Raw genomic sequence first — 19,592 nt, 5'->3', positions numbered from 1 at the left:
CATGATGCGAGCAGATCCAGGGGCCGACGCGCCCACCCACAGCACGGACCTGTCGAGCTTCGTCGCCGAGGGCCCCGGCGGCACGCGGCACATGGACCTCGCCGTCGAGAACATCACCTGCGCCGCCTGCATCGACGACATTGAGGGCGGCCTTGCCGATCTCGACGGCATCGTCGGCGCCCGGCTGAACCTCACCACGCACCGGCTCGCCGTCGAATGGCAGCCGGGGCGGCTCGATCCGGCCGACATCCTCGCCCGGCTGCAGCGCATCGGCTACCGCGCCCACCCGTTCGAGGCCGGACGGGCCGAGGTCGAAGAGGCGCGCCAGAGCCGCACGCTGCTGACGGCGCTCGCCGTCGCCGGCTTTGCGGCGATGAACGTCATGCTGCTCTCGGTCTCGGTGTGGTCGGGCAACGCCACCGATATCACGCCCGAGACGCGCGACTTCTTCCACTGGATCTCGGCGCTGATCGCGCTGCCGGCGGCGGCCTTCGCCGGCCAGCCGTTCTTCCGCAGCGCGCTTGCGGCGATCCGGCGCGGCCGGCTCAACATGGACGTGCCGATCTCGCTCGGCGTGCTGCTGGCGCTCGGCCTCTCGGTGGTCGAGACGATCAACCACGCCGAACACGCCTATTTCGACAGCGCCGTGATGCTGCTGTTCTTCCTGCTGCTCGGCCGCACCATGGAGCACGCGATGCGGCGGCGCACCCGTGCGGTCGCCGGCAACCTCGCCGCGCTGCGCGCGCCGACCGCCCAGCGCCTCGACGGCGGCTCGGTCACCGTGGTGCCGACGCGGGCGCTCGTCACCGGCGACCGCATTCTGGTCGGCGCCGGCGACCGCATCGCCGTCGACGGCCTCATTGAAGACGGTCGCTCGGAGATCGACGAGAGCCTGATCACCGGTGAGACCGACCGGCGCAGCGTCGGCCCCGGCGACCGGGTGCATGCCGGTTGCCTCAACCACATGGGCAGCCTGACGGTGCGCGTCACCGCCGCCGACGGCGCGACGCTGCTCGACGAGATCGAGCGGCTGCTGGAGCGGGCCGGCGCGGTGCGCGCGGGTTACGTCCGCCTCGCCGACCGGGTCGCCCGCGCCTATGCGCCGGTGGTGCATCTCACCGCGCTCGCCACCCTCGCCGGCTGGCTGCTCGCCGGGATCGGCCTGCACGACGCCGTGGTGATCGCGATCACCGTGCTGATCATCACCTGCCCCTGCGCGCTGGCGCTCGCTGTGCCGGCGGTGCAGGTCGCGGCGGCCGGGCGCCTGTTCCGCGCCGGGGTGCTGCTCAATGCCGGCGACGCGCTGGAGCGCCTCGCCACCGTCGATACCGTCGTGTTCGACAAGACCGGCACTCTGACGCTGCCCGACCCGCAGCCGGTGAATTCCCACGAAGTCCCCGCCGACCTGCTCGCCGTCGCGCGCCGGCTGGCGCTGTCGAGCCGCCATCCGCTCGCCCGCGGCCTGCAGGCGATCGGCCCCGAGGCGATCCCCTATGAGGGCGTCGCCGAGCAGCCCGGCGCCGGCGTCAGCGCCCTGGTGGACGGCGAGATGCTGCGCCTCGGCAGCCTCGCCTTCTGCGGCGCCGAGGCATTGGCGCCCGCGCCGCGCGCCAGCGACGGCCAGGGCGACCCCACCGCCTCGCTGATCGCGGTGCAGAAGGGCGAGCGCCGCGCCGTGCTCCGCATCCACCAGATGCTGCGGCCCGACGCCGAGGAGACCGTGACGCGGCTGCGCCGCATGGGGCTTTCGGTGCAGATCCTCTCCGGCGACCGTAGCAGCGCGGTCGCCCCGATCGCCCGCCGCCTCGGCGTCGAAGCGTGGCGCGGCGACCTCACCCCCGCCGGCAAGATCGCCGCGATCGAGGGGCTGAAGCGCGAGGGGCGCAGCGTCGTCATGGTCGGCGACGGGCTGAACGACGCCCCGGCGCTCGCCGCCGCGGCCGCCTCGCTGTCGCCGGTCACCGCCGTCGACCTCGCCCAGGCCGCCGCCGACGCGGTGTTCCTCGGCGACCGCCTCGGCCCCGTCGCCGAGACGATCGCGGTCGGCCGCCGGGCGCGCCGGCTGATGCGCGAAAACCTCGGCTTCGCGCTCGCCTACAACCTCGTCGCCGTGCCGGTGGCGATCGCCGGCCACGCCACCCCGCTGGTCGCCGCCCTCGCCATGTCCGGCTCGTCGCTGGTCGTCACCCTCAACGCCTTGCGCCTGTCGCGGCGCCCGGCCGCGGCGGCCGCCTCGTCCGCACCCCGCGCTGCCGCGGAGATCCGCTCATGAACGTGCTCGTGTTCCTCGTGCCGCTCGCCCTCGGCCTCGGTCTCGCCGGGCTCGCCGCCTTCGTCTGGTCGCTGCGCGGCGGCCAGTACGACGACATGGAGGGCGCGGCGGTGCGCATGCTCTCCGACGACGACCTGAGGGCGCGATGAGCCTGTCCGCCAGCGCGCTGCGCGGCGGCCGGCTGCTCTGCGCCTGCCCCGCGGATGGCGGGAGCACGCGGCGGGCCGAGACGCGCCTCGTCGCGGTGCTGGGGCTCGGCTTCGGCCTCTCGGCGCTGTCGCAGGCGCTCGCCGCCGGCCTGCTGCCGCTCGCCGCGCTGCGGATGGTGGACGGCCCCTGGCTGTTGCTGCCGAGCGCGCTGATGCTGGTCGGCATCGCCGTCGCCAGCCTGCCCGCGGCGCTGCTGGTCGATCACCTCGGCCGGCGCGAGGGCCTCGCCCTCGGCGCCGCCTTCGGCGCGGCCGGGGGCGGCCTCGTCGCGCTCGGCATCACCGAGACGATCTATTCCATGGTGCTCGTCGGCGCGTTCTGGCTCGGCCTCGCGCAAGGATTTGGCCTCTTCTACCGCCACCTCGCGGCCGCGGTCGCCGGCCGCATCGGCGGCGTCCGGGCCGTCGGGCTGGTGGTCGGCGGCGGGGCGATCGCCGGGATTGCCGGGCCGACGCTCGCCGGCGCCGCCGAGGCGCTCAGCTTTCCCTATCTCTACGCCGGCTCCGCCCTGCTCGCCGCCGCGGCGCATGTCGCGACGATCGCGGTGGTCGCGCTGATGCCGCCGACGGTCTGGCGCGTCGACGAGGGGGCGCCGGACGCGGCTTCCGCGACCGGGACCACCGGGACCGGGCGCCGCATCGCCGCAGCGACGGCGCTCGCGAGCGGCGCCTGGCTGATCATGGCCGGCAGCATGGCGGCGGCGCCGCTCGGCATGGCCGGCTGCGGCATCGCCACCGGCGGCATCGTCGGCGCGATGGCCTGGCACGTCGTCGCGATGTATGCGCCGGCGCTGGTCGCCGGGCCGCTCGCCGACCGCGTCGGGCCGCTGACCATCGCCGCGGCCGGGCTGCTCGCCGCCCTCGCCGGCGCCGGGATCGGGATCCATGCCACCACAGGCGCGGGCTTCGGTCTCGCGCTCGGCCTCGTCGGCGCCGGCTGGTCGTTCGCCACCGTCGGGGCGACCGCCGTCGTCGCGGGGCTCTCCCGCGGCCGCCTCGCGCTGCACGACGCGGCGGTCGCCGGCGGCGCCCTCGCCGGGGTCGCCATCGCCGCCTTCGCGGCCTGAAACCGCCCTTCGCCGCAGCCACCAGAGCGCCGCGTCACCTCCGGGATACCCCGTAAGGGGCTCTCCGTTAGGGACAAGACCTGAATGGATGGTCTTCCCGTCCGGGTTTACCCAGATCGCAACGGCCGCTTGGCATCCCAGCCGCGCCGACGATCAGGTCCCGAACAGAGAGGCTGCCGCGATGCTCGACGCCACCGTTCTCGAAGCCCGCCTGCGCCCCGCCGCCGTCACCGCGGCCGGCTGGCCGGCGCTCGCCCCCTCGCACGACGACGGCACCAGCCTCGGCGACTTCCTCAGCCTCGGCGGCGCCCGCATGAATTTCGAGCGCAATGCGGAGATCTTCGCCGAGGACGACGCGGCCGACTACGTCTACCGGCTGGTGTCGGGCTGCGTGCGCGCCACGCGCCTGTTCGCCGACGGCCGCCGCCAGATCGGCGAGTTCCACCTCGCCGGCGACGTCTTCGGCCTCGACATGGGCGCGACGCACGCCTTTGCGGCCGAAGCGGTCGACGACTGTGTCGTGCAGCTCGTCCGGCGCAGTGCGCTGTTCGCCCGCGCCGCCACCGACCCCGAACTCGGCCGCGACCTCTGGCACCACGCCGCCGCCGGCTTCGAGCGGGCGCGCGAGCGCGTCGTGCTGCTCGGCCGCAAGACCGCGCAGGAGCGGCTCGCCGCCTTCCTGATCGAGATGGACACCCGCTTCGGCGGCCGCGGCAGCTTCGAGCTGCCGATGTCGCGCCTCGACGTCGCCGACTACCTCGGCCTCACCATCGAGACGGTGTCGCGCAGCTTCAGCCATTTCGAGCACGAGGGCCTGATCGCCCTGCCGCAGGCGCGCCGCGTGCGCTTCGTCAACCGCGCCGCGCTCAGCTGGCGCAGCGGCCACTGAGGCCGTCACGCCGCGTTCGTCTCTCGCGCATCCAGGGAGGTCCCGCCATGACTGCATTGCCACAGCCCGCCCCGAGCCGGCTCCATCACATCCATCTCGAGCTCGCCCGCGAGCCCGGCGCCCCGGCGGGTGACGAGCGTTTCGGCTATGATCTCGTGCTGCCGCTCGGCCCCGACGACCAGCTCGACGCCGAGGCCGCCCTCAGCTTCGCCGAGCGCTGCCGCGTCCGCCGGTTCCGGCCGGACGGCGAGGACGCCATCGGCCGGCTCGCCCATGTCGCGGGCGACCGCTGGGTGTTCGACTATCGCGACGGCGACAACGACGACGAGGCCGGCTTCCGCTTCGCCGCCGAGCGCTTCCTGATCGGGGAATACGTCTCGATCGCCGACGACGCCGGACGGATGCACACCTTCCGCATCACCCGGGTCGAGCCGGTCTGAGCCACGATCGGCCGGCCCGCGGAAACATCGGCGCCGTCAGCGGCGCCGGAACTCGAGATAGGCGGGGGTGCGCCCCTCGCGCAGCGCCTTCGCCTCGTAGCGCGTGCCCGGCCAGCCGGCGAAGGGCTGCCGCCAGTCGGCCGCCGTTCGCGCCGTCCAGGCGAAATCCGCATGGGCGCGGGTGAGCCGCAGCGTCCAGTCGACGTAAGTGTCGATGTCGGAGGCGAAGTGAAACAGCCCGCCCGGCACCAGCACGCGGGCGAAGCGGTCGAGATTGCCCGGCGAGACGAAGCGGCGCTTGAAATGCCGCTTCTTCGGCCAAGGATCGGGATAGAGCAGGCTGATCCGCTCGAGCGATCCGGCAGGCAACCAGTCCAGCACCTCGGTCGCGTCGACGCCGGCGAGGCGGATGTTCTCGATCCCCCGTCGGCCGATCTCCATCAGCACTTTCGCCATGCCGTTGACGAACGGCTCGACCCCGATGAAGCCGAGGTCGGGCCGCTCAAGCGCGCGGTGGATCAGGTGCTCGCCGCCGCCGAAGCCGATCTCGAGCCGCACCGCGGCGACCGCCCCCGGAAACAGCGCCTTCAGATCGTCGAGCGTCGCCGCCTCGAGCGGCAGCCGCAGCCGCGGCATCAGGTCGTCGAAGCGCGCCGCCTGCTCGCTGCGCAGCGGCCGGCCCTTGCGCCGGCCGTAGAAGGCGGAGCCGGGGGCCGGCGGCCCACCGGCGTCTGCGCCCGCCTCATCGGGACGATCGTCGCCGGACATCCGCCGGTCAGCCGACCGCGCGACGCAGGGCGTCGACGAGGTCGGTGCGCTCCCACGAGAAGCCGCCGTCGGCTTCCGGCGCGCGGCCGAAGTGGCCGTAGGCCGAGGTGCGGGCGTAGATCGGCCGGTTGAGGCCGAGGTGCTCGCGGATGCCGCGCGGCGTCAGGCGCATCACGTCGCGCAGGGTGGCCTCGACCTTCGCCGGGTCGACGGTGCCGCCGTCGTGCAGGTCGACGTAGACCGACAGCGGCTCGGCGACGCCGATCGCATAGGCGAGCTGGATGGTGCAGCGGTTGGAGAAGCCCGCGGCGACGACGTTCTTGGCGAGGTAGCGCGCGGCATAGGCGGCCGAGCGATCGACCTTGGTCGGATCTTTTCCCGAGAAGGCGCCGCCGCCGTGCGGCGCCGCGCCGCCGTAGGTGTCGACGATGATCTTGCGGCCGGTGAGGCCGCAGTCGCCGTCCGGCCCGCCGATGACGAACTTGCCGGTCGGGTTGACGTGCCAGATCGTGCCGGGGGTGATCCAGCCGGCCGGCAGGGTCGCCTCGATATGGGGCGCGACGATCGCGCGGATGTCCTCGGAGGTGAGGCTCTCGTCGAGGTGCTGGGTGGAGAGCACGATCTGCGTCGCCGCGACCGGGACGCCGCCCTCGTAGCGCAGCGTCACCTGGCTCTTGGCGTCGGGGCCGAGCATCGCCGCCTCGCCGGATTTGCGGGCCTCGGTCAGGCGCTTCAGGATGCGGTGGGCGTAGTAGATCGGCGCCGGCATCAGTTCCGGCGTCTCGCTGCAGGCGTAGCCGAACATGATGCCTTGGTCGCCGGCGCCCTCGTCCTTGTTGTCGGCGGCGTCGACGCCGACGGCAATGTCGGCGGACTGGGCGTGCAGCAGCACCTCGATCTTCGCCGTCTCCCAGTGGAACCCGTCCTGCTCGTAGCCGATGTCGCGGATCGCCTCGCGCGTCAGCGCCTCGATCACCTCGGGCGTGATCGAGGCGGGGCCGCGCACCTCGCCGGCGATGACGACGCGGTTGGTGGTGGCGAGCGTCTCGCAGGCGACGCGGGCCTCGGGCTGGGCGCCGAGGTAGGCGTCGACGACGGTGTCGGAAATCCGGTCGCAGACCTTGTCCGGATGGCCTTCCGAGACCGATTCGCTCGTGAACAGGTAGTTTTGCCGGGACATCGGGAGACCCCTCTATGAAACGCCGGTGCAAACACGATTGCGCCGCCCGGTGAGGAGCGGCGCAATCTTCTGGCAAGCCCTGAGAGAAGAATCAAGCGCAGCCGGCAACGGTGCGCGGCCGGGTCACTCCTCCTCGTCGGCGCCGGCCGCGAGGGCCTGGACGAGGTCGACCACCTTGCGGCGGATCTTGGGGTCCTCGATGCGCACGAACGCCTTGTTCAGCGCAAGGCCCTCGGAGCTCGACAGGAAATCGACGACGTAGGAGCGGGGCGCCTCGGCGAAACCGCCGTCTTCGCCCTGGCCGCCCGGCGCGTCCTCGAAGAAGAAGGAAACCGGCACCTTCAACACCGTGGAGATGTTCTGCAGCCGGCTGGCCCCGACGCGATTGGTTCCCTTCTCGTATTTCTGGATCTGCTGAAACGTGATGCCGAGTGCGTCGCCGAGTTTTTCCTGACTCATACCGAGCATCATCCGCCGGAGCCGGACACGGCTGCCGACATGAATGTCGATCGGGTTGGGAGATTTCTTGCTGGCCATTCTTCTCTTCTCTTTGCTGGGCCGGGGCGGCCCGGTGGTGCCGGACTGGCTGCGGTCCGTGGTGGCTCCGCATCGTTGATCGTGCGGGTATCTCACCAGCCAACGCCCGGCATCCCGTGAGCTGCGAGGCTCGCGGGATATCGGGCGCCGGCTTCCGGCAGGCGACGACGCAACCTTGAGTCAGGCGGCGCCGTCGCGCGGATTGTGGCTCCGGGGTTCAGAACGTGTCAACGGTTCCACGCCCGCGTGCACGGGCGGCGACGGCGGCAACCAGAACCATGATGAACAGACCGACAAACAGCAGCCGGCCGAATCGCGCATAGGGCGTCGGCGGCAGGGCCGTCGGCAGGGCGCCGTCGACGACGCCGGCCTCGCCGAGGCCGAGCGACGAGAGAATGCGGCCGTAGGGATCGATGATCGCGGAAATGCCGGTGTTGGCGGCGCGGACCACCGGCAGGCCTTCCTCGATCGCCCGCATCCGGGCCTGGGCGAGGTGCTGGTAGGGGCCGAAGGTGGTGCCGAACCAGCCGTCGTTGGTGACGTTGACGATCCAGCCCGGCCGGTTGGCGCGGTCGACCGCCGCATCGGGGAAGATGATCTCGTAGCAGATCAGCACGCCGAAGGGCGGCGCGCCCGGCCGCGACAGGGTGCGCGGCCCCGGGCCGGGTGTGAAGCCGCCGATCGCCTCGGTGAGCTGGCGCAGCCCGATCGCGCTGAGCAGTTCGGGAAACGGCAGGTACTCGCCGAAGGGCACGAGGTGCGCCTTGTCGTAGGAGCCGACGATGGTGCCCTGGTCGTCGAGGGCGTAGACGCTGTTGAAATAGCGCCGGCCGCCCGGGCCGCCCTCGCCGCGCGGCGCGCCGGTGACGAGCAGCGTGCCGGGCGGCAGCGCCTCGGCGATCATCGCGAGCGCCTCGGGGCTCTCGGTCAGGAAGAAGGGCAGCGCGGTCTCGGGCCACACGACATGGGTGAAGCTCATGATGCCGAGCGTGTCCGGGCCGGTGTGGCTTTCGGAGAGCGCGAGATAGGTCTCCAGCGCCTCGCGCCGTCCCTCGGGCGACCATTTCTGGCTCTGGTCGATCGCCGGCTGGGCGATGCGGATGCTGAGGCCGTCGATGGGCGGCTCGGTCGCGCCGCCGAGGCGGACGAGGCCGAAGCCGAGGTTCGCCGCGACGAGCAGGCCGGCGAGCGCCAGCATCGCCGTGCGGCCGCGGCCGCGCTGCTCCGGGCGGTCGATGAAGAGGACGGGGGCGGCGAACACGACGCAGCCGGCGAGCGTCAGCCCGTAGACGCCGATCAGCGCGGCGGCCTGCGCCGTGACGTCGAAGGCGCCGAACGCCTGGCCGATCAGGTTCCACGGAAAGCCGGTGAAGAGATGGCCGCGCAGCCATTCCGCGGCGGTGAGCCCGGCGGCGAGCGCGAACAGACGGCCGGCGCCGTCGCTCCAGACGAGGCGCGCCAGCGCGCAGCCGGCGGCCCAGAAGATCGCGAGGCCGGCGGGCAGCGCCACCACCGCGAAGGGCATCATCCAGCCGAAGATCTCCGGCTCGACAAGGAAGGCCGCGCCGATCCACCAGAGGCCGGCGAGGAAATAGCCGAAGCCGAACCACCAGCCGACCACGGCCGCCGGCCGGAGCCGCGCGACGCCCCGCCCGGCCGGGGCGACCGCCCCGTCGAGCAGCAGCACCAGCACGGGGAAGGTGAGGAACAGCACCGGCGCAAGGTTCATCGGTGCCTGCGCCAGCGCCGAGACGGCGCCGGCGACGAAGGCCAGCATCAGGCGGCGCCATCCCCAGGACAGGATGACGGCGTTCACAATCGCCCGCATCCGCAAGGCTCCTCCCCAGGGCCCCGCGAATCGCCGGGCGCCGCTGGAGCCTGCGGAGACCGGCGGGCCTCGGTCAAGCCCCGGCGACCGGCAGTTGTCCCCGGCCGGCGCCGCGGCGCGATCAGGCCGACAGCCGTACCTGCGCCCCGGTGCCGACGAAGGCGGCCGCGATCGTCTCGGCATCGACGACGGCGCCGGTCTGCAGATACTCCATCGCGGCGAGCGAGGCCTCGTGCGCCGCCCGGCTGGAGCCGGCGACACAGTCGCCGACGACGCGGGTGTAGTAGTCGCCCTGGTGCGCGTCGGCGAAGGTGTAGTGGACGCAGACGTCGGTGAGGCCGCCGATCAGCACCAGCGTCTCGGCTTTCAGGCCCTTGAGCAGGATCTCGAGGTCGGTGCCGTAGAACGCCGAATAGCGGCGCTTGCGGATGAAATAGTCGATGCCGGGGCGGTAGCCGGTGATCTCGGAGGCGAGCTCGGTGCCCTCGTCGGTCTCGAGGCAGTGCACGACTTCCGATCCGTCGAGTTCACGCCCGAAGTCGACGTAGTCCGGCCGGTGCGCTTCCTGGATGAAGACGACCGGGATGCCGGCGGCGCGCGCCGCGTCGATCACCACGCGGCCGCGGCGGGTGTTCTCGGTGTAGCCGTCCATCAGCGGAATGCCGACGTCGACGCCCGGCATGAAGGCCGACTTCTGGATGTCGATGACGATCAGCGCGGTGCGGCCGACCAGCATCGGTTTTGCGCCCAGCGGCGGAACGGTTGCCATTGTCTTCTCTCCTGTTGCCCCGGCGATACGGACCTCGTCCGGGTCCGGGATGGTTTCGAGCGAACCGGGGCACTTCCCATCGGTCCGCGATTTGCTAGAGCTTCGGGGAGACCGGCCTACCGGTCCGCAAAACGCCTGTCATTTAGCCGGCGTATCACTCGCCCCCGCGATCCATATGCCTCCCGGAGACCCCACCGATGCCCGTTTCGACCCCCGCCTGGCGCGACAGCCCGGTTCCCGCCGACCTGCGCGGCCTGTGGCGGCGGCTGTCGATCGAGTATCCGGACGGCGGCGGCGACCTCGGCACCGAGGTGCTCTGGCTGCAGGCCGGGCGCCTCTTTGCCGACATCCGCGTGCCCCCGGCCCGCAAGGCCATCCGTCCAGCGGGCTTTGCGGACCTCGACTCCGCATCCGCCGCGGCGCTCGCCGCCCAGGAGGCCTTCGCCGGCACGCTGCGCTGGACGCCGGACGCCTGCTGCTGGGTCCGGCTGATCGACTTCCATCCACCCGGCGCCAGCCCCGACAAGGGCACCTGGCAGCGGACACGGCGCGTACTGGTCGAAGGCGGCCTGCACGCCGACTATGTCGAGCACTGGTGGCAGGACATCGCCGGGCCGCTGCCGGCGGACGCGTCGGGCCAGGCGGCCGACGGCCGCATCACCGTGCGCGTCGGCGACCGGGTGATGACCGCGATCGACCGCCGCCCCGCCCCGCCGCCGGCCGACTTTGCCGCCGCCGTCGCGCGGGCTGCAAGCGCCGGCGACGTTGCGGCCCTCACCGCCCTGCTCGACTGCGAGATCAGCTACGGCGTCGCCGAGGCGGGTGGCCGCTGGCGGGTGATGCTCTCGACGCTGCCGTGGTGCGAGGGCGAGGTCCGGGCGCTGCCGGAGGAACTGCGCGGCTGAGCCGTGCGGCTCCTTTCACGGCCGCTACGGTCAGACGGCGATCTTCTTCGCCTCGCGCTCGAAGGGGTTGCTGTCGGGCACCGAGAAGGTCGGCTTCAGCTTGCCGTCGTCGACGAGGTCCTGCAGGTAGCGGAAGCCGCCGATGGTCTGGCCGAGCAGGTGCTCGCCCGAGACGAAGGGCTTGTACTTCTCGAACGCCGCCTCGGTGGCGTACTTGCCGACCGGCTGCACCACGGTGTGGTAGTCGGTGCCGAAGAACAGCGGCAGCGAGAAGCGCTCGCGGCCGGTGTTGATGACGCGGTGCTGCGTCGATTTCAGCAAGCCGCCCGACCACGCCTCGAGGCAGTCGCCGATGTTGACGATGAAGGTGCCGGGCAGCGGCGGCGCCGCGACCCAGTAGTCCTCGGCGTTCATCACCTGCAGCCCGGGGCCGCTGACGTTGAGGATGGTGAAGCACTCGAAGTCGGAATGTGCGCCGATGCCCATGTTGTTGGCGTCGGCCGGGGCGCTGTTCTCGACGTAATGCAGCAGGCGAAGCTGCGACGTCGGCGTGTTGACGTGCTGCAGCAGTTCGCCGGGGGGCAATTCGAGGAACACCTCGAAGGCGCCGAGCATCTTGCGACCGAGCTGGTAGACCGCCTCGTAGTAGGTCTTCACAGCAGGCTGGAAGCCCGGCAGGTCGGGGAACACCTGCGGCCCGGTCAGGCGGTAACCGGCGAGATAGTCGGGGTGGTCGGCCGGCGCGTCGAACGAGATGTCGTAGGTCTCGTGGTAGCTCTTCTTCTCGGGCTTTGCCTTGGACGACGCCTCTTCCGGGGGCGCATAGCCCTGATGATGCGTCGACTTGCCGATGTAATAGTTCATCTTGTAGTCGCGCGGCTGGGCGTGGAACGCCTTCGACGCGGCGTAGACGTCGTCGATCAGCGCCTGCGGGATGCCGTGGTTGATGATGTAGAAGAAGCCCGCCCCCTTGCCGGCCGCGCCGAGCTCGGCGGCGACGCGGGCGACATCGGCGGGATCGTCGGAATAGAGGCCGGAGAGGTCGATCACGGGCAGGGTGGCGGCCTCGAACACGAGCGCGCGCTGGTCTTCGGGCAGGTTGAGGCCCGTCACGTCGACGGGCGACGACGGCAAGGGTGCGGTCTGCACGGCAATTCTCCGATGGTTGGGGCCGGGCGACGCCCACGGGTCGCGGCCGGTGTCGCGAAAACGCGGCCCACGCCGCCGGCCGCGCGAGGCGGTTTGGCGAGGCGTGACGGTCTTTCCGCCGGACTCCATCAGTCTGCCGTCGATCCTCCGCCTGATCAATCGTTCAGCGGGCGCAAAGTTTGAGCATAATTTTTGCGCCGTTGCCGCTATTGCATACAAATCATGCCCCCTCAGGGACGTCAGGCGGATCCGGACCGATCGGAATGGCCGCTCGCCCGGGCTGGCACGGTCGTTGCTGCACGAAATCGGACCGCACTGCCCGCGATGCCCGCATTCGCGCCGACAGCTGCCCGACAACACGACCTCTCAAAAGAGACCTGAGGAGCACGGCTCATGACCACGTTCGACAAGTCCATGTCCCCGTCGTCCGCCCTGACAGGCAAGGCGTCGCGCCGCGACATCCTGAAGGTCGGCGCCGGCCTCGCCGCGGCCGCGGCCTTCCCGATGCCGGCGATCGCGCAGGAACGCACGATCAAGGTCGGCTCCTACGGCGGCTACTTCGAGAACTCGTTCATCGACAACGTCTACCCGGCCTTCAAGGAAGCGACCGGCATCACGGTGGAATCGGTGACGCAGCCGAACTCCTCGGCCTGGCTCACCACCATGGAGCAGGCGACCAAGGCCGGCGCCGTGCCGGCCGACATCTCGCTCTACGACAAGATCGCGATGATCCGTGCCTCGAAGATCGGCATGCTGAAGGCCTACGATCTCACCAAGGCGCCGAACACCTCGAACCTCGAGAAGCTCTACCTGTTCGACGGCGGCGCGGGCGTCGTCGGCGTCGGCGCGATGTCGTGGTACGTCAACATGATCATCAACACCGAGCAGGTGACCCCGGCGCCGGCCTCCTGGGCCGAGTTCTGGGAGCCGAAGTTCGCCGGCAAGCTCGGCATGTACGCCAACTACGACGGCCGCCTGATCGACATCGCCGCCAAGACCTTCTTCGACGGCCCGGCGACGCTCGGCACCGACGAGGGCATCATCGCCGTGATCGACAAGATCGCGGAGCTGAAGCCGAACGTGAAGATCTGGTGGAAGGCCGAGAACGTGATGCAGAACGCCATGCAGAACGAGGAGGTCGTGGCCGGCCAGTACTACCACGACGTCACCGGCATCATGGCCTCGGAAGGCTTCCCGGTCGCCTCGGTGTTCCCGAAGGAAGGCAACGTCGTCGACTACGGCTCCTGGTGCCTGTCGTCGATCTCGACCAAGGAGGCCGAGGCGCACGAGTTCATCAACTTCTGCTCGCTGCCGTCGACCCAGGCGCTGATGAGCCGCAAGATCGGCACCGCGCCGCTCGTCGCCAAGTCGCTGACCGACCTCACCGACGAGGAGTTCCTCGCCGTCTCCTCCGAGCAGACGCCGATCGTGCCGGCCTACGAGGTCTATCTCGAGAAGGCCGACTTCATCCAGTCGACCTGGGAAAAGATGCTGACCGCCTGATCAGCCGTCTCGACGCGAACCCGCCGCCGCGGCCCGTGCCGCGGCGGCGCAGCGAAAGGCGCAAGGATGGCGATCGACCTTCGGATCGAAGACGTCGAGAAGCTCTACCCCGGCGGGGTCAGGGCGCTCGACAAGGTTTCCCTCACCGTGCCCGAAGGGGCGCTGGTGTGCTTTCTCGGGCCGTCCGGCTGCGGCAAGACCACCTTGCTGCGCATCGTCGCCGGCCTCGAACAGGCGAGCGGCGGCCGCGTGCTGCACGGCACCCGCGACATCTCGCAGTTGCCGACGCACGAGCGCGGCTTCGGCATGGTGTTCCAGTCGCTGGCGCTGTTCCCGCACCTCTCCGTCGGCGGCAACATCGCCTATGCGCTGCGCCTCGCCGGCGTCGACCGCGGCCGGCGCGACGAGAAGGTCGCCCAGCTGCTCGACCTGATCCAGCTGCCCGGCATCGCCGACCGGCCGGTGGCAAAACTCTCCGGCGGCCAGCGCCAGCGCGTCGCCATCGCCCGGGCGCTGGCCCAGGAACCGCGCCTCCTGCTGCTCGACGAGCCGATGTCGGCGCTCGACGCCAAGCTGCGCGAATCGCTGCAGGTCGAACTGCGGCTGCTGCAGAAGCGGCTGAAGATCACCACCATCCTCGTCACCCACGACCAGCGCGAGGCCATGACCATGGCCGACCTTATCGTGGTGATGAACAAGGGCGCCATCGAGCAGATCGACACGCCGAGCCGCATCTATGCCGAGCCGGCCAGCCTGTTCGTCGCCGACTTCATCGGCCAGACCAACCTGATCAAGGCCGAAGCCCGCGACGGCGCCGTCATCGTCGAGGGGGCCGCGATCCCCGGCGTCGCCCTGCCGGCGAACGCCGGCCGCGACGTCACCGTCTCGATCCGCCCCGAAAGCCTGCGCCTGCACGCCGCCACCGCGGCGCCGGCGAACGCGATCCGGCTCAACGTCGCCTTCGTGCGCAATGTCGGCTCGCAGGTCGAGGTCCACCTCAACGGCGGCGACCTGCACCTCGTCGGCAGCTGCTCGCCGCGCGAATGGCCGGGCTTCTCGGAAGGCGACGCGGTCGCGGCCGAATTGCCCCCCGCCGCCTGCCGGGTGTTCGCCGGTCATGGCTGAGGTCGCCGCCGCTGCCGCGCCGCCCGCCGCCGAGCCGGCGAAGCGCCGCTGGCCGACCGGGCTTATCTTGCCGAGCGCCGTGCTCTGGCCGCTCGGCGTCGCCCCGCTGGTGCTGCTCGCCATCGTCAGCCTCGCCGAAAACGTGCCCGGCGGCAGCTATGTGCCGGGCTTCGAGGCGACGCACTATCTGCGCCTGCTCGAGCCGCGCTATGCCGGCGTGCTGTTCTATTCGCTGTGGCTCTCGGCGCTGGTCGCCGTGATCGCCGTCACCATTGGCTTCCCCTTCACCTATTTCGTCACCCGGCAGCCGCGCCGGGTGCAGGTGCTGTGGCTGGTCGGGCTGATGACGGTGCTGTCGCTGTCGGAGGTGCTGGTCGCCTTCGCCTGGCAGGTGCTGCTGTCGCGCAACATTGGCCTCTCAAAGATCCTCGTCGTCGTCGGCCTGCTCGAAAGCCCGATCTCGCTGCAGCCGGGCTTCGGCGCCGTGCTGGTCGCCCTCGTCTATCTCGTGCTGCCCTATACGTTCCTGCTGTTCTATCCCTCGCTGTCGCGCTTCGACCGGTCGCTGACCGAGGCGGCGGGCACGATGGGCGCCGGGCCCGGGCAGCAGTTCCTCACCGTGGTGCTGCCGGTGATGCGGATCCCGATCTTCGGCTCGCTGCTGCTCGTGTTCGTCTACGTGCTCGGCGCCTATGTCACGCCGAGCCAGCTCGGCTCGCCCGAGCACTGGACGGTCAGCGTCTACATCACCGACCAGGTGTTCACCGTCTACAACCTGCCGTTTGCCTCTGCGATGGCGATGGCGCTGATGGTGGTGAGCGTCGCGCTGGTGCTGCTGTCGGCGAAGATCGGGGAGAGCAAGCGATGAACGCTGTGCTGTCCCATCTCCGCCCGTGGGGGGCGCGGGCGTTCCTCGCCCTCGTCGCGGTCTATCTCGCGCTGCCGATCCTCGTCGTCTCGGCGGTGTCGTTCAACGAGAAGCGCCGGCTGGTCTTCCCGCCGGAAAACCCGACCTTCCTCTGGTACGGCTACTTCCTGAACGACACGGCGTGGATGAACGCCTTCGGCAACAGCCTCGTCATCGCGGTCTCGTCGGCGTTCGTCGCCTGCGCGCTGGCGCTGCCGATCGCCTATGCGGTCTGGGCGACGAACAGCCGCTATGCCCGGCTCCTGTCGCTGGTTTCCGGCATCCAGTTCATGATGCCGCCCGTGATCATCGCGATCGGCTACCTGCTGTTCTGGGCGCTGCTCGGCCACGTCGGCAAGATCGAGAACACCATCCTCGCGCACGGCGTGCTGTTCTCGCCGATGCCGCTCGTCACGATCAGCGTCGGCCTCAGTGCCATCGATCGCTCGCTGCTCGATGCGGCGGCGACGATGGGCGCGCGGCCGTCGGAGGTGTTCCGCACCGTGGTGCTGCCGCTGGTGCTGCCCTACATCGTCGCCGGCTACTGCTTTGCCATGGTGCTCAGCCTCAACGAGTTCATCGTCGCCTACATGGTGGCGGGCTTCTCGGTGGAGACGCTCCCCGTCAAGATGCTGAACTCGCTGCGCGGCGGCTTCACGCCGGCGATGGCGGTCGGCTCGGTGTTCTTCCTGCTCACCAGCCTCGTCGTCTTCGGCCTCGTCGGCCTGTTCGGCGACCTGCCGCGCCTGCTCGGCGCCGAAAGCCGGAAGGACTGATGCGCCACGTGCCGCTCGTGCCCGGGTTCGAGGCGCCGCGGGCTCTGGTGCTCGGCGGGATCCGGCTCGCCGTGCTCGGCCTCGCCGACCTCGAGCCGGATTTTGCCGCAGTCACCGAGAGCGAGGCCGAGCTTCTCGGCCTCTTCGGCGGCGACTGGCCGCGCGGGCTGACCCGGCACGACGACGCCGTCGACCTCGGCTGGCACGAGCGCGAGTTCCGCATCGCTACCAGCTTCGCCTGGAGCCTGTGGGCGGGCGACGCCTATGTCGGTTCGGCCTACATCTACCGCGACCCTGACGCGCCGGGCGCCGCCTGCGCCGCGCACTGGTTCCGCACCGGCTTCGCCGACGCGGTCGCCCGCGACGGGTTCCGCGCCGCCTGGCGGGCGTTCGTCGCCGGCTGGCCGTTCGAACGCGTTACCTTCCTCGAGCCCGGCCGCGCGCCGGACGTCGTCCACCACGCCGCGCCACCCGGCACGGCAGGAGCTACACCATCATGACCACGCTTCCCGTCGCCGAACGCTGGTACGAGACCACGGTGGTCGACGACACGCTGACGATGATCCTCGAGCCCTATGTCGACCGGCTCGAGCAGGCCAACATGTGGCTGGTGCGCGGCCGCGACGCCGACCTGCTGATCGACCAGGGCATGGGCATCGTGCCGATGAAACCGCTGATCGACGCGCTCGCCCCCGGCCGGCCGGTGATCGCGCTCGCGACCCACACCCACGTCGACCACGTCGGCGCGACGCACGAGTTCGCCGAGCGCTGGGTGCACCGGATCGAGGCCGACGACCTGCGCGTGCCCAAGGGCGTCTCGACGCTGATCTCGGCCGAGATCGACCCCGTGCTGCGCCAGTGCTTCGTCGACGCCGGCTACGACCCGCTCGGCGAGTACCTGATCACCGCCCTGCCCCACGCCGGCTACGACATCGCGAGCTACCGCCGCATCGGCTGCGAGCCGACCCGGATCCTCGAGGAGGGCGACATCGTCGATCTCGGCGACCGCCAGTTCGAGGTGCTGCTGGTGCCCGGCCATTCGCCGGGCTCGATCGGCCTGTTCGAGGCGGAAACCGGCATCTTCTTTGCCGGCGACGTCATCTACAACGGCCCGCTGGTCGACAACGTCCCCGGCGCCGACCTCGACGTCTATGCCGCGACGCTGAAGCGCCTGATGCAACTCCCCGTCAGCATCGTCCACGCCGGCCACGACCCGAGCTTCGGCCGGGCGCGGCTGGTGGAGATCTGTGAGACCTACTTGCGGAAGTGGGACCGGGCGTGAGGGGCGGGGTCGAGCCACGGCTGTTCGGCTCAGGTGCAGCAGCCCCTGTCAACTGCCGTGCCGTGCGGCCTGCCCCCTCCCTGTCCCTCCCCCGCTTCGTAGGAGAGGGGACGATGGGCGATAGATCATTTTCCTCACGAAGGTTTCGCCGAACCGAAGCGTGATTTGGTCCGGCGATCCATCCTCCTGCGTCCCCTCTCCTGCGAAGCGGGGGAGGGACAGGGAGGGGGCCCGGCCTCACCACGCGGCAGGCCGCCATCAACGTCCCTCAAGCTGCCGCCTCCTGCGGCCGCAGCCCATACCCCTCCGCCGTCATTGCCGGGCCTGACCCGGCAACCCAATGGCCGCGCCGCTCGCAGCGCTCTATCTGCTTACACTGGCTGAATTATTTCTCCCCGGCGCGTCATCCGCAGCGGTGCCAGTGGGTCGCCGGGTCAAGCCCGGCGATGACGCATTGATAGGCGGAGGACTCCAGCAGCGACGATCTGCAGCGTCCGCAGCCCCCTCAGATGTGGATCGCGCGCTTGTCCACGTTGAGGGCGGCTTCCTTGACCGCTTCCGACATCGTCGGATGGGCATGGCAGGTGCGGGCGAGGTCTTCGGCGGAGCCGCCGAATTCCATCAGGACCGCCGCCTCGTGGATCAGCTCGCCGGCGCCGGCGCCGACGATGTGGACGCCGAGCACGCGGTCGGTTTCGGCATCGGCCAGCACCTTGACGAAGCCGTCGGTGTGCAGCGTCGCCTTGGCGCGGCCGTTGGCGGTGAAGGGGAACTTGCCGGCGTTGTAGGCGATGCCGGCGGTCTTCAGCTCCTCCTCGGTGCGTCCGACCGAGGCGACCTCCGGCATGGTGTAGACGACGCCCGGAATGACGTCGTAGTTCACGTGGCCGGCCTGGCCGGCGAGGATCTCGGCGAGCGCGATGCCCTCGTCCTCGGCCTTGTGGGCGAGCATCGGGCCGACGATGACGTCGCCGATCGCATAGATGCCATCGACCGAGGTCTTGTAGTGGCCGTCGGTCTCGACGCGGCCGCGGCCGTCGAGCTTGACGCCGACCTCCTCGAGGCCGAGGCCGTCGGTGTAGGGCTTGCGGCCGACCGCGACCAGCACGACGTCGGCCGCGATCGTCTCGGCCTCGCCGCCCGCTGCCGGCTCGACGGTGACGCCGAGGCCGCCGTCGGCTTCCGCGACGCCGGTGACCTTGGCGCCGAGGCGGAAGTCGAAGCCCTGCTTCGCCAGAATGCGCTGGAACTGCTTGGCGACCTCGCCGTCCATGCCCGGCAGGATGCGGTCGAGATATTCGACGACGGTGACCTTGGCGCCGAGCCGGCTCCACACCGAGCCGAGCTCGAGGCCGATCACGCCGGCGCCGATCACGAGGAGCTTTTCGGGCACTTCGGCGAGCGCGAGCGCGCCGGTCGAGGAGACGACGCGCTGTTCGTCGATGGTGATGCCCGGCAGGCCGGCGACGTCGGAGCCGGTGGCGATGACGATCGCCTTGGCGGAAAGCTCCTGCACGCCGCCGTCCTCGGCGGTGACCGAGACCTGGCCCGGCGCCGTGATGCGGCCGGTGCCGATGAAGGGCTCGATCTTGTTCTTCTTGAAGAGATAGGCGATGCCGCCGACGTTCGCCTCCACCGTCGCGTCCTTGTGGCCCATCATGGCGGCGAGGTCGAGCTTCGGGGTGCCGACGTCGATGCCGAGCTTCTTGAAGCCGTGGCCGGCCTCGGCGAACAGCTCGGAGGCGTGCAGCAGCGCCTTCGACGGGATGCAGCCGATGTTGAGGCAGGTGCCGCCGTGCGTCTTGCGCTTCTCCACCACGGCGACCTTCATGCCGAGCTGGGCGGCGCGGATGGCGCAGACGTAGCCCCCCGGTCCGGTGCCGATGACGATCAGATCATATGCGGACATCTCAGCCTCTTGGGTCTCTTCGGGTCCGAAGGGGAGTTTGTCGTCGCGATCCTGCCGGAGTTCCGGCCGCGGCACCA

General features: G+C 70.7%; 19 protein-coding genes. 12 read left to right on the top strand and 7 right to left on the bottom strand.

Going from position 1 to position 19,592, the window contains the following annotated elements:
* Positions 1-4 precede the first annotated feature (4 nt).
* The 5 genes from I5731_RS12840 to I5731_RS12820 all read left to right on the top strand — a co-directional run bounded on the left by I5731_RS12840 (position 5) and on the right by I5731_RS12820 (position 4,877).
* Positions 5-2,272, top strand: coding sequence for a heavy metal translocating P-type ATPase (locus I5731_RS12840; protein ID WP_197311954.1), 2,268 nt, complete (start codon positions 5-7; stop codon positions 2,270-2,272).
* Positions 2,269-2,421, top strand: coding sequence for a cbb3-type cytochrome oxidase assembly protein CcoS (ccoS, locus tag I5731_RS12835; protein WP_197311803.1), 153 nt, complete (start codon positions 2,269-2,271; stop codon positions 2,419-2,421). Before I5731_RS12840 ends, ccoS begins: the two co-directional genes overlap by 4 nt.
* Positions 2,418-3,548 carry a hypothetical protein gene (locus tag I5731_RS12830; RefSeq protein WP_197311802.1) on the top strand — a complete coding sequence of 377 codons (1,131 nt, stop codon included), beginning with the start codon at positions 2,418-2,420 and terminating at the stop codon, positions 3,546-3,548. The genes ccoS and I5731_RS12830 overlap by 4 nt, the downstream gene beginning before the upstream one ends.
* Before the next feature lie 181 nt (positions 3,549-3,729).
* A complete protein-coding gene (locus tag I5731_RS12825) occupies positions 3,730-4,437 on the top strand; it encodes a helix-turn-helix domain-containing protein (protein WP_197311801.1) in 708 nt (235 codons plus the stop codon).
* Between the two features lie 47 nt (positions 4,438-4,484).
* Positions 4,485-4,877 (top strand): hypothetical protein, encoded by a 393-nt coding sequence (locus tag I5731_RS12820; protein WP_197311800.1) that lies wholly within the window; start codon positions 4,485-4,487, stop codon positions 4,875-4,877.
* Between the two features lie 36 nt (positions 4,878-4,913).
* Here the strand turns inward: I5731_RS12820 and trmB are convergent, their stop codons facing one another.
* The 5 genes from trmB to I5731_RS12795 all read right to left on the bottom strand — a co-directional run bounded on the left by trmB (position 4,914) and on the right by I5731_RS12795 (position 9,959).
* On the bottom strand, positions 4,914-5,645 hold the full coding sequence (trmB, locus tag I5731_RS12815; RefSeq protein WP_197311799.1) for a tRNA (guanosine(46)-N7)-methyltransferase TrmB: 732 nt from the start codon (positions 5,643-5,645) through the stop codon (positions 4,914-4,916).
* Positions 5,646-5,652: 7 nt separating this feature from the next.
* The gene (metK, locus tag I5731_RS12810) at positions 5,653-6,825 is read right to left on the bottom strand and encodes a methionine adenosyltransferase (RefSeq protein WP_197311798.1); all 1,173 of its coding nucleotides are present in this window, start codon (positions 6,823-6,825) and stop codon (positions 5,653-5,655) included.
* A gap of 123 nt (positions 6,826-6,948) precedes the next feature.
* Positions 6,949-7,362 carry a helix-turn-helix domain-containing protein gene (locus I5731_RS12805; protein ID WP_197311953.1) on the bottom strand — a complete coding sequence of 138 codons (414 nt, stop codon included), beginning with the start codon at positions 7,360-7,362 and terminating at the stop codon, positions 6,949-6,951.
* Between the two features lie 217 nt (positions 7,363-7,579).
* Entirely contained in the window at positions 7,580-9,190 is a 1,611-nt protein-coding gene (gene lnt, locus I5731_RS12800) for an apolipoprotein N-acyltransferase (RefSeq protein WP_197311797.1), read from the bottom strand.
* Positions 9,191-9,311: 121 nt separating this feature from the next.
* On the bottom strand, positions 9,312-9,959 hold the full coding sequence (locus I5731_RS12795; protein ID WP_197311796.1) for a cysteine hydrolase family protein: 648 nt from the start codon (positions 9,957-9,959) through the stop codon (positions 9,312-9,314).
* A gap of 197 nt (positions 9,960-10,156) precedes the next feature.
* On the opposite strand from I5731_RS12795, the gene I5731_RS12790 reads away from it, so the two are divergent.
* The gene (locus I5731_RS12790) at positions 10,157-10,864 is read left to right on the top strand and encodes a hypothetical protein (RefSeq protein WP_197311795.1); all 708 of its coding nucleotides are present in this window, start codon (positions 10,157-10,159) and stop codon (positions 10,862-10,864) included.
* A 30-nt stretch (positions 10,865-10,894) separates the two neighbouring features.
* On the opposite strand, the gene I5731_RS12785 is transcribed toward I5731_RS12790, so the two are convergent.
* Positions 10,895-12,013 carry an isopenicillin N synthase family dioxygenase gene (locus I5731_RS12785; RefSeq protein ID WP_197311794.1) on the bottom strand — a complete coding sequence of 373 codons (1,119 nt, stop codon included), beginning with the start codon at positions 12,011-12,013 and terminating at the stop codon, positions 10,895-10,897.
* Between the two features lie 393 nt (positions 12,014-12,406).
* Here I5731_RS12785 and I5731_RS12780 point away from each other — a divergent pair, with 393 nt between their 5' ends.
* The 6 genes from I5731_RS12780 to I5731_RS12755 all read left to right on the top strand — a co-directional run bounded on the left by I5731_RS12780 (position 12,407) and on the right by I5731_RS12755 (position 17,606).
* Positions 12,407-13,516 (top strand): ABC transporter substrate-binding protein, encoded by a 1,110-nt coding sequence (locus I5731_RS12780; RefSeq protein ID WP_197311793.1) that lies wholly within the window; start codon positions 12,407-12,409, stop codon positions 13,514-13,516.
* Positions 13,517-13,582: 66 nt separating this feature from the next.
* Entirely contained in the window at positions 13,583-14,641 is a 1,059-nt protein-coding gene (locus I5731_RS12775) for an ABC transporter ATP-binding protein (RefSeq protein ID WP_197311792.1), read from the top strand.
* Positions 14,634-15,509, top strand: coding sequence for an ABC transporter permease (locus tag I5731_RS12770; protein ID WP_197311791.1), 876 nt, complete (start codon positions 14,634-14,636; stop codon positions 15,507-15,509). Before I5731_RS12775 ends, I5731_RS12770 begins: the two co-directional genes overlap by 8 nt.
* Positions 15,506-16,324 carry an ABC transporter permease gene (locus I5731_RS12765; RefSeq protein WP_197311790.1) on the top strand — a complete coding sequence of 273 codons (819 nt, stop codon included), beginning with the start codon at positions 15,506-15,508 and terminating at the stop codon, positions 16,322-16,324. Before I5731_RS12770 ends, I5731_RS12765 begins: the two co-directional genes overlap by 4 nt.
* Positions 16,324-16,824, top strand: a complete 501-nt coding sequence (locus I5731_RS12760; RefSeq protein WP_197311789.1) for a hypothetical protein — start codon at positions 16,324-16,326, stop codon at positions 16,822-16,824. Before I5731_RS12765 ends, I5731_RS12760 begins: the two co-directional genes overlap by 1 nt.
* A complete protein-coding gene (locus I5731_RS12755; RefSeq protein WP_197311788.1) occupies positions 16,821-17,606 on the top strand; it encodes an MBL fold metallo-hydrolase in 786 nt (261 codons plus the stop codon). The genes I5731_RS12760 and I5731_RS12755 overlap by 4 nt, the downstream gene beginning before the upstream one ends.
* A 505-nt stretch (positions 17,607-18,111) precedes the next feature.
* On the opposite strand, the gene lpdA is transcribed toward I5731_RS12755, so the two are convergent.
* On the bottom strand, positions 18,112-19,515 hold the full coding sequence (gene lpdA, locus I5731_RS12750; protein ID WP_197311787.1) for a dihydrolipoyl dehydrogenase: 1,404 nt from the start codon (positions 19,513-19,515) through the stop codon (positions 18,112-18,114).
* Positions 19,516-19,592 lie beyond the last annotated feature (77 nt).

Origin of the sequence: Methylobrevis albus (assembly GCF_015904235.1) — a bacterium.
GTDB lineage: Bacteria > Pseudomonadota > Alphaproteobacteria > Rhizobiales > Pleomorphomonadaceae > Methylobrevis_A > Methylobrevis_A albus.
The sequence above is the reverse complement of the archived record's forward strand: the minus strand, read 5'-3'. Positions and strand labels throughout refer to the sequence as shown.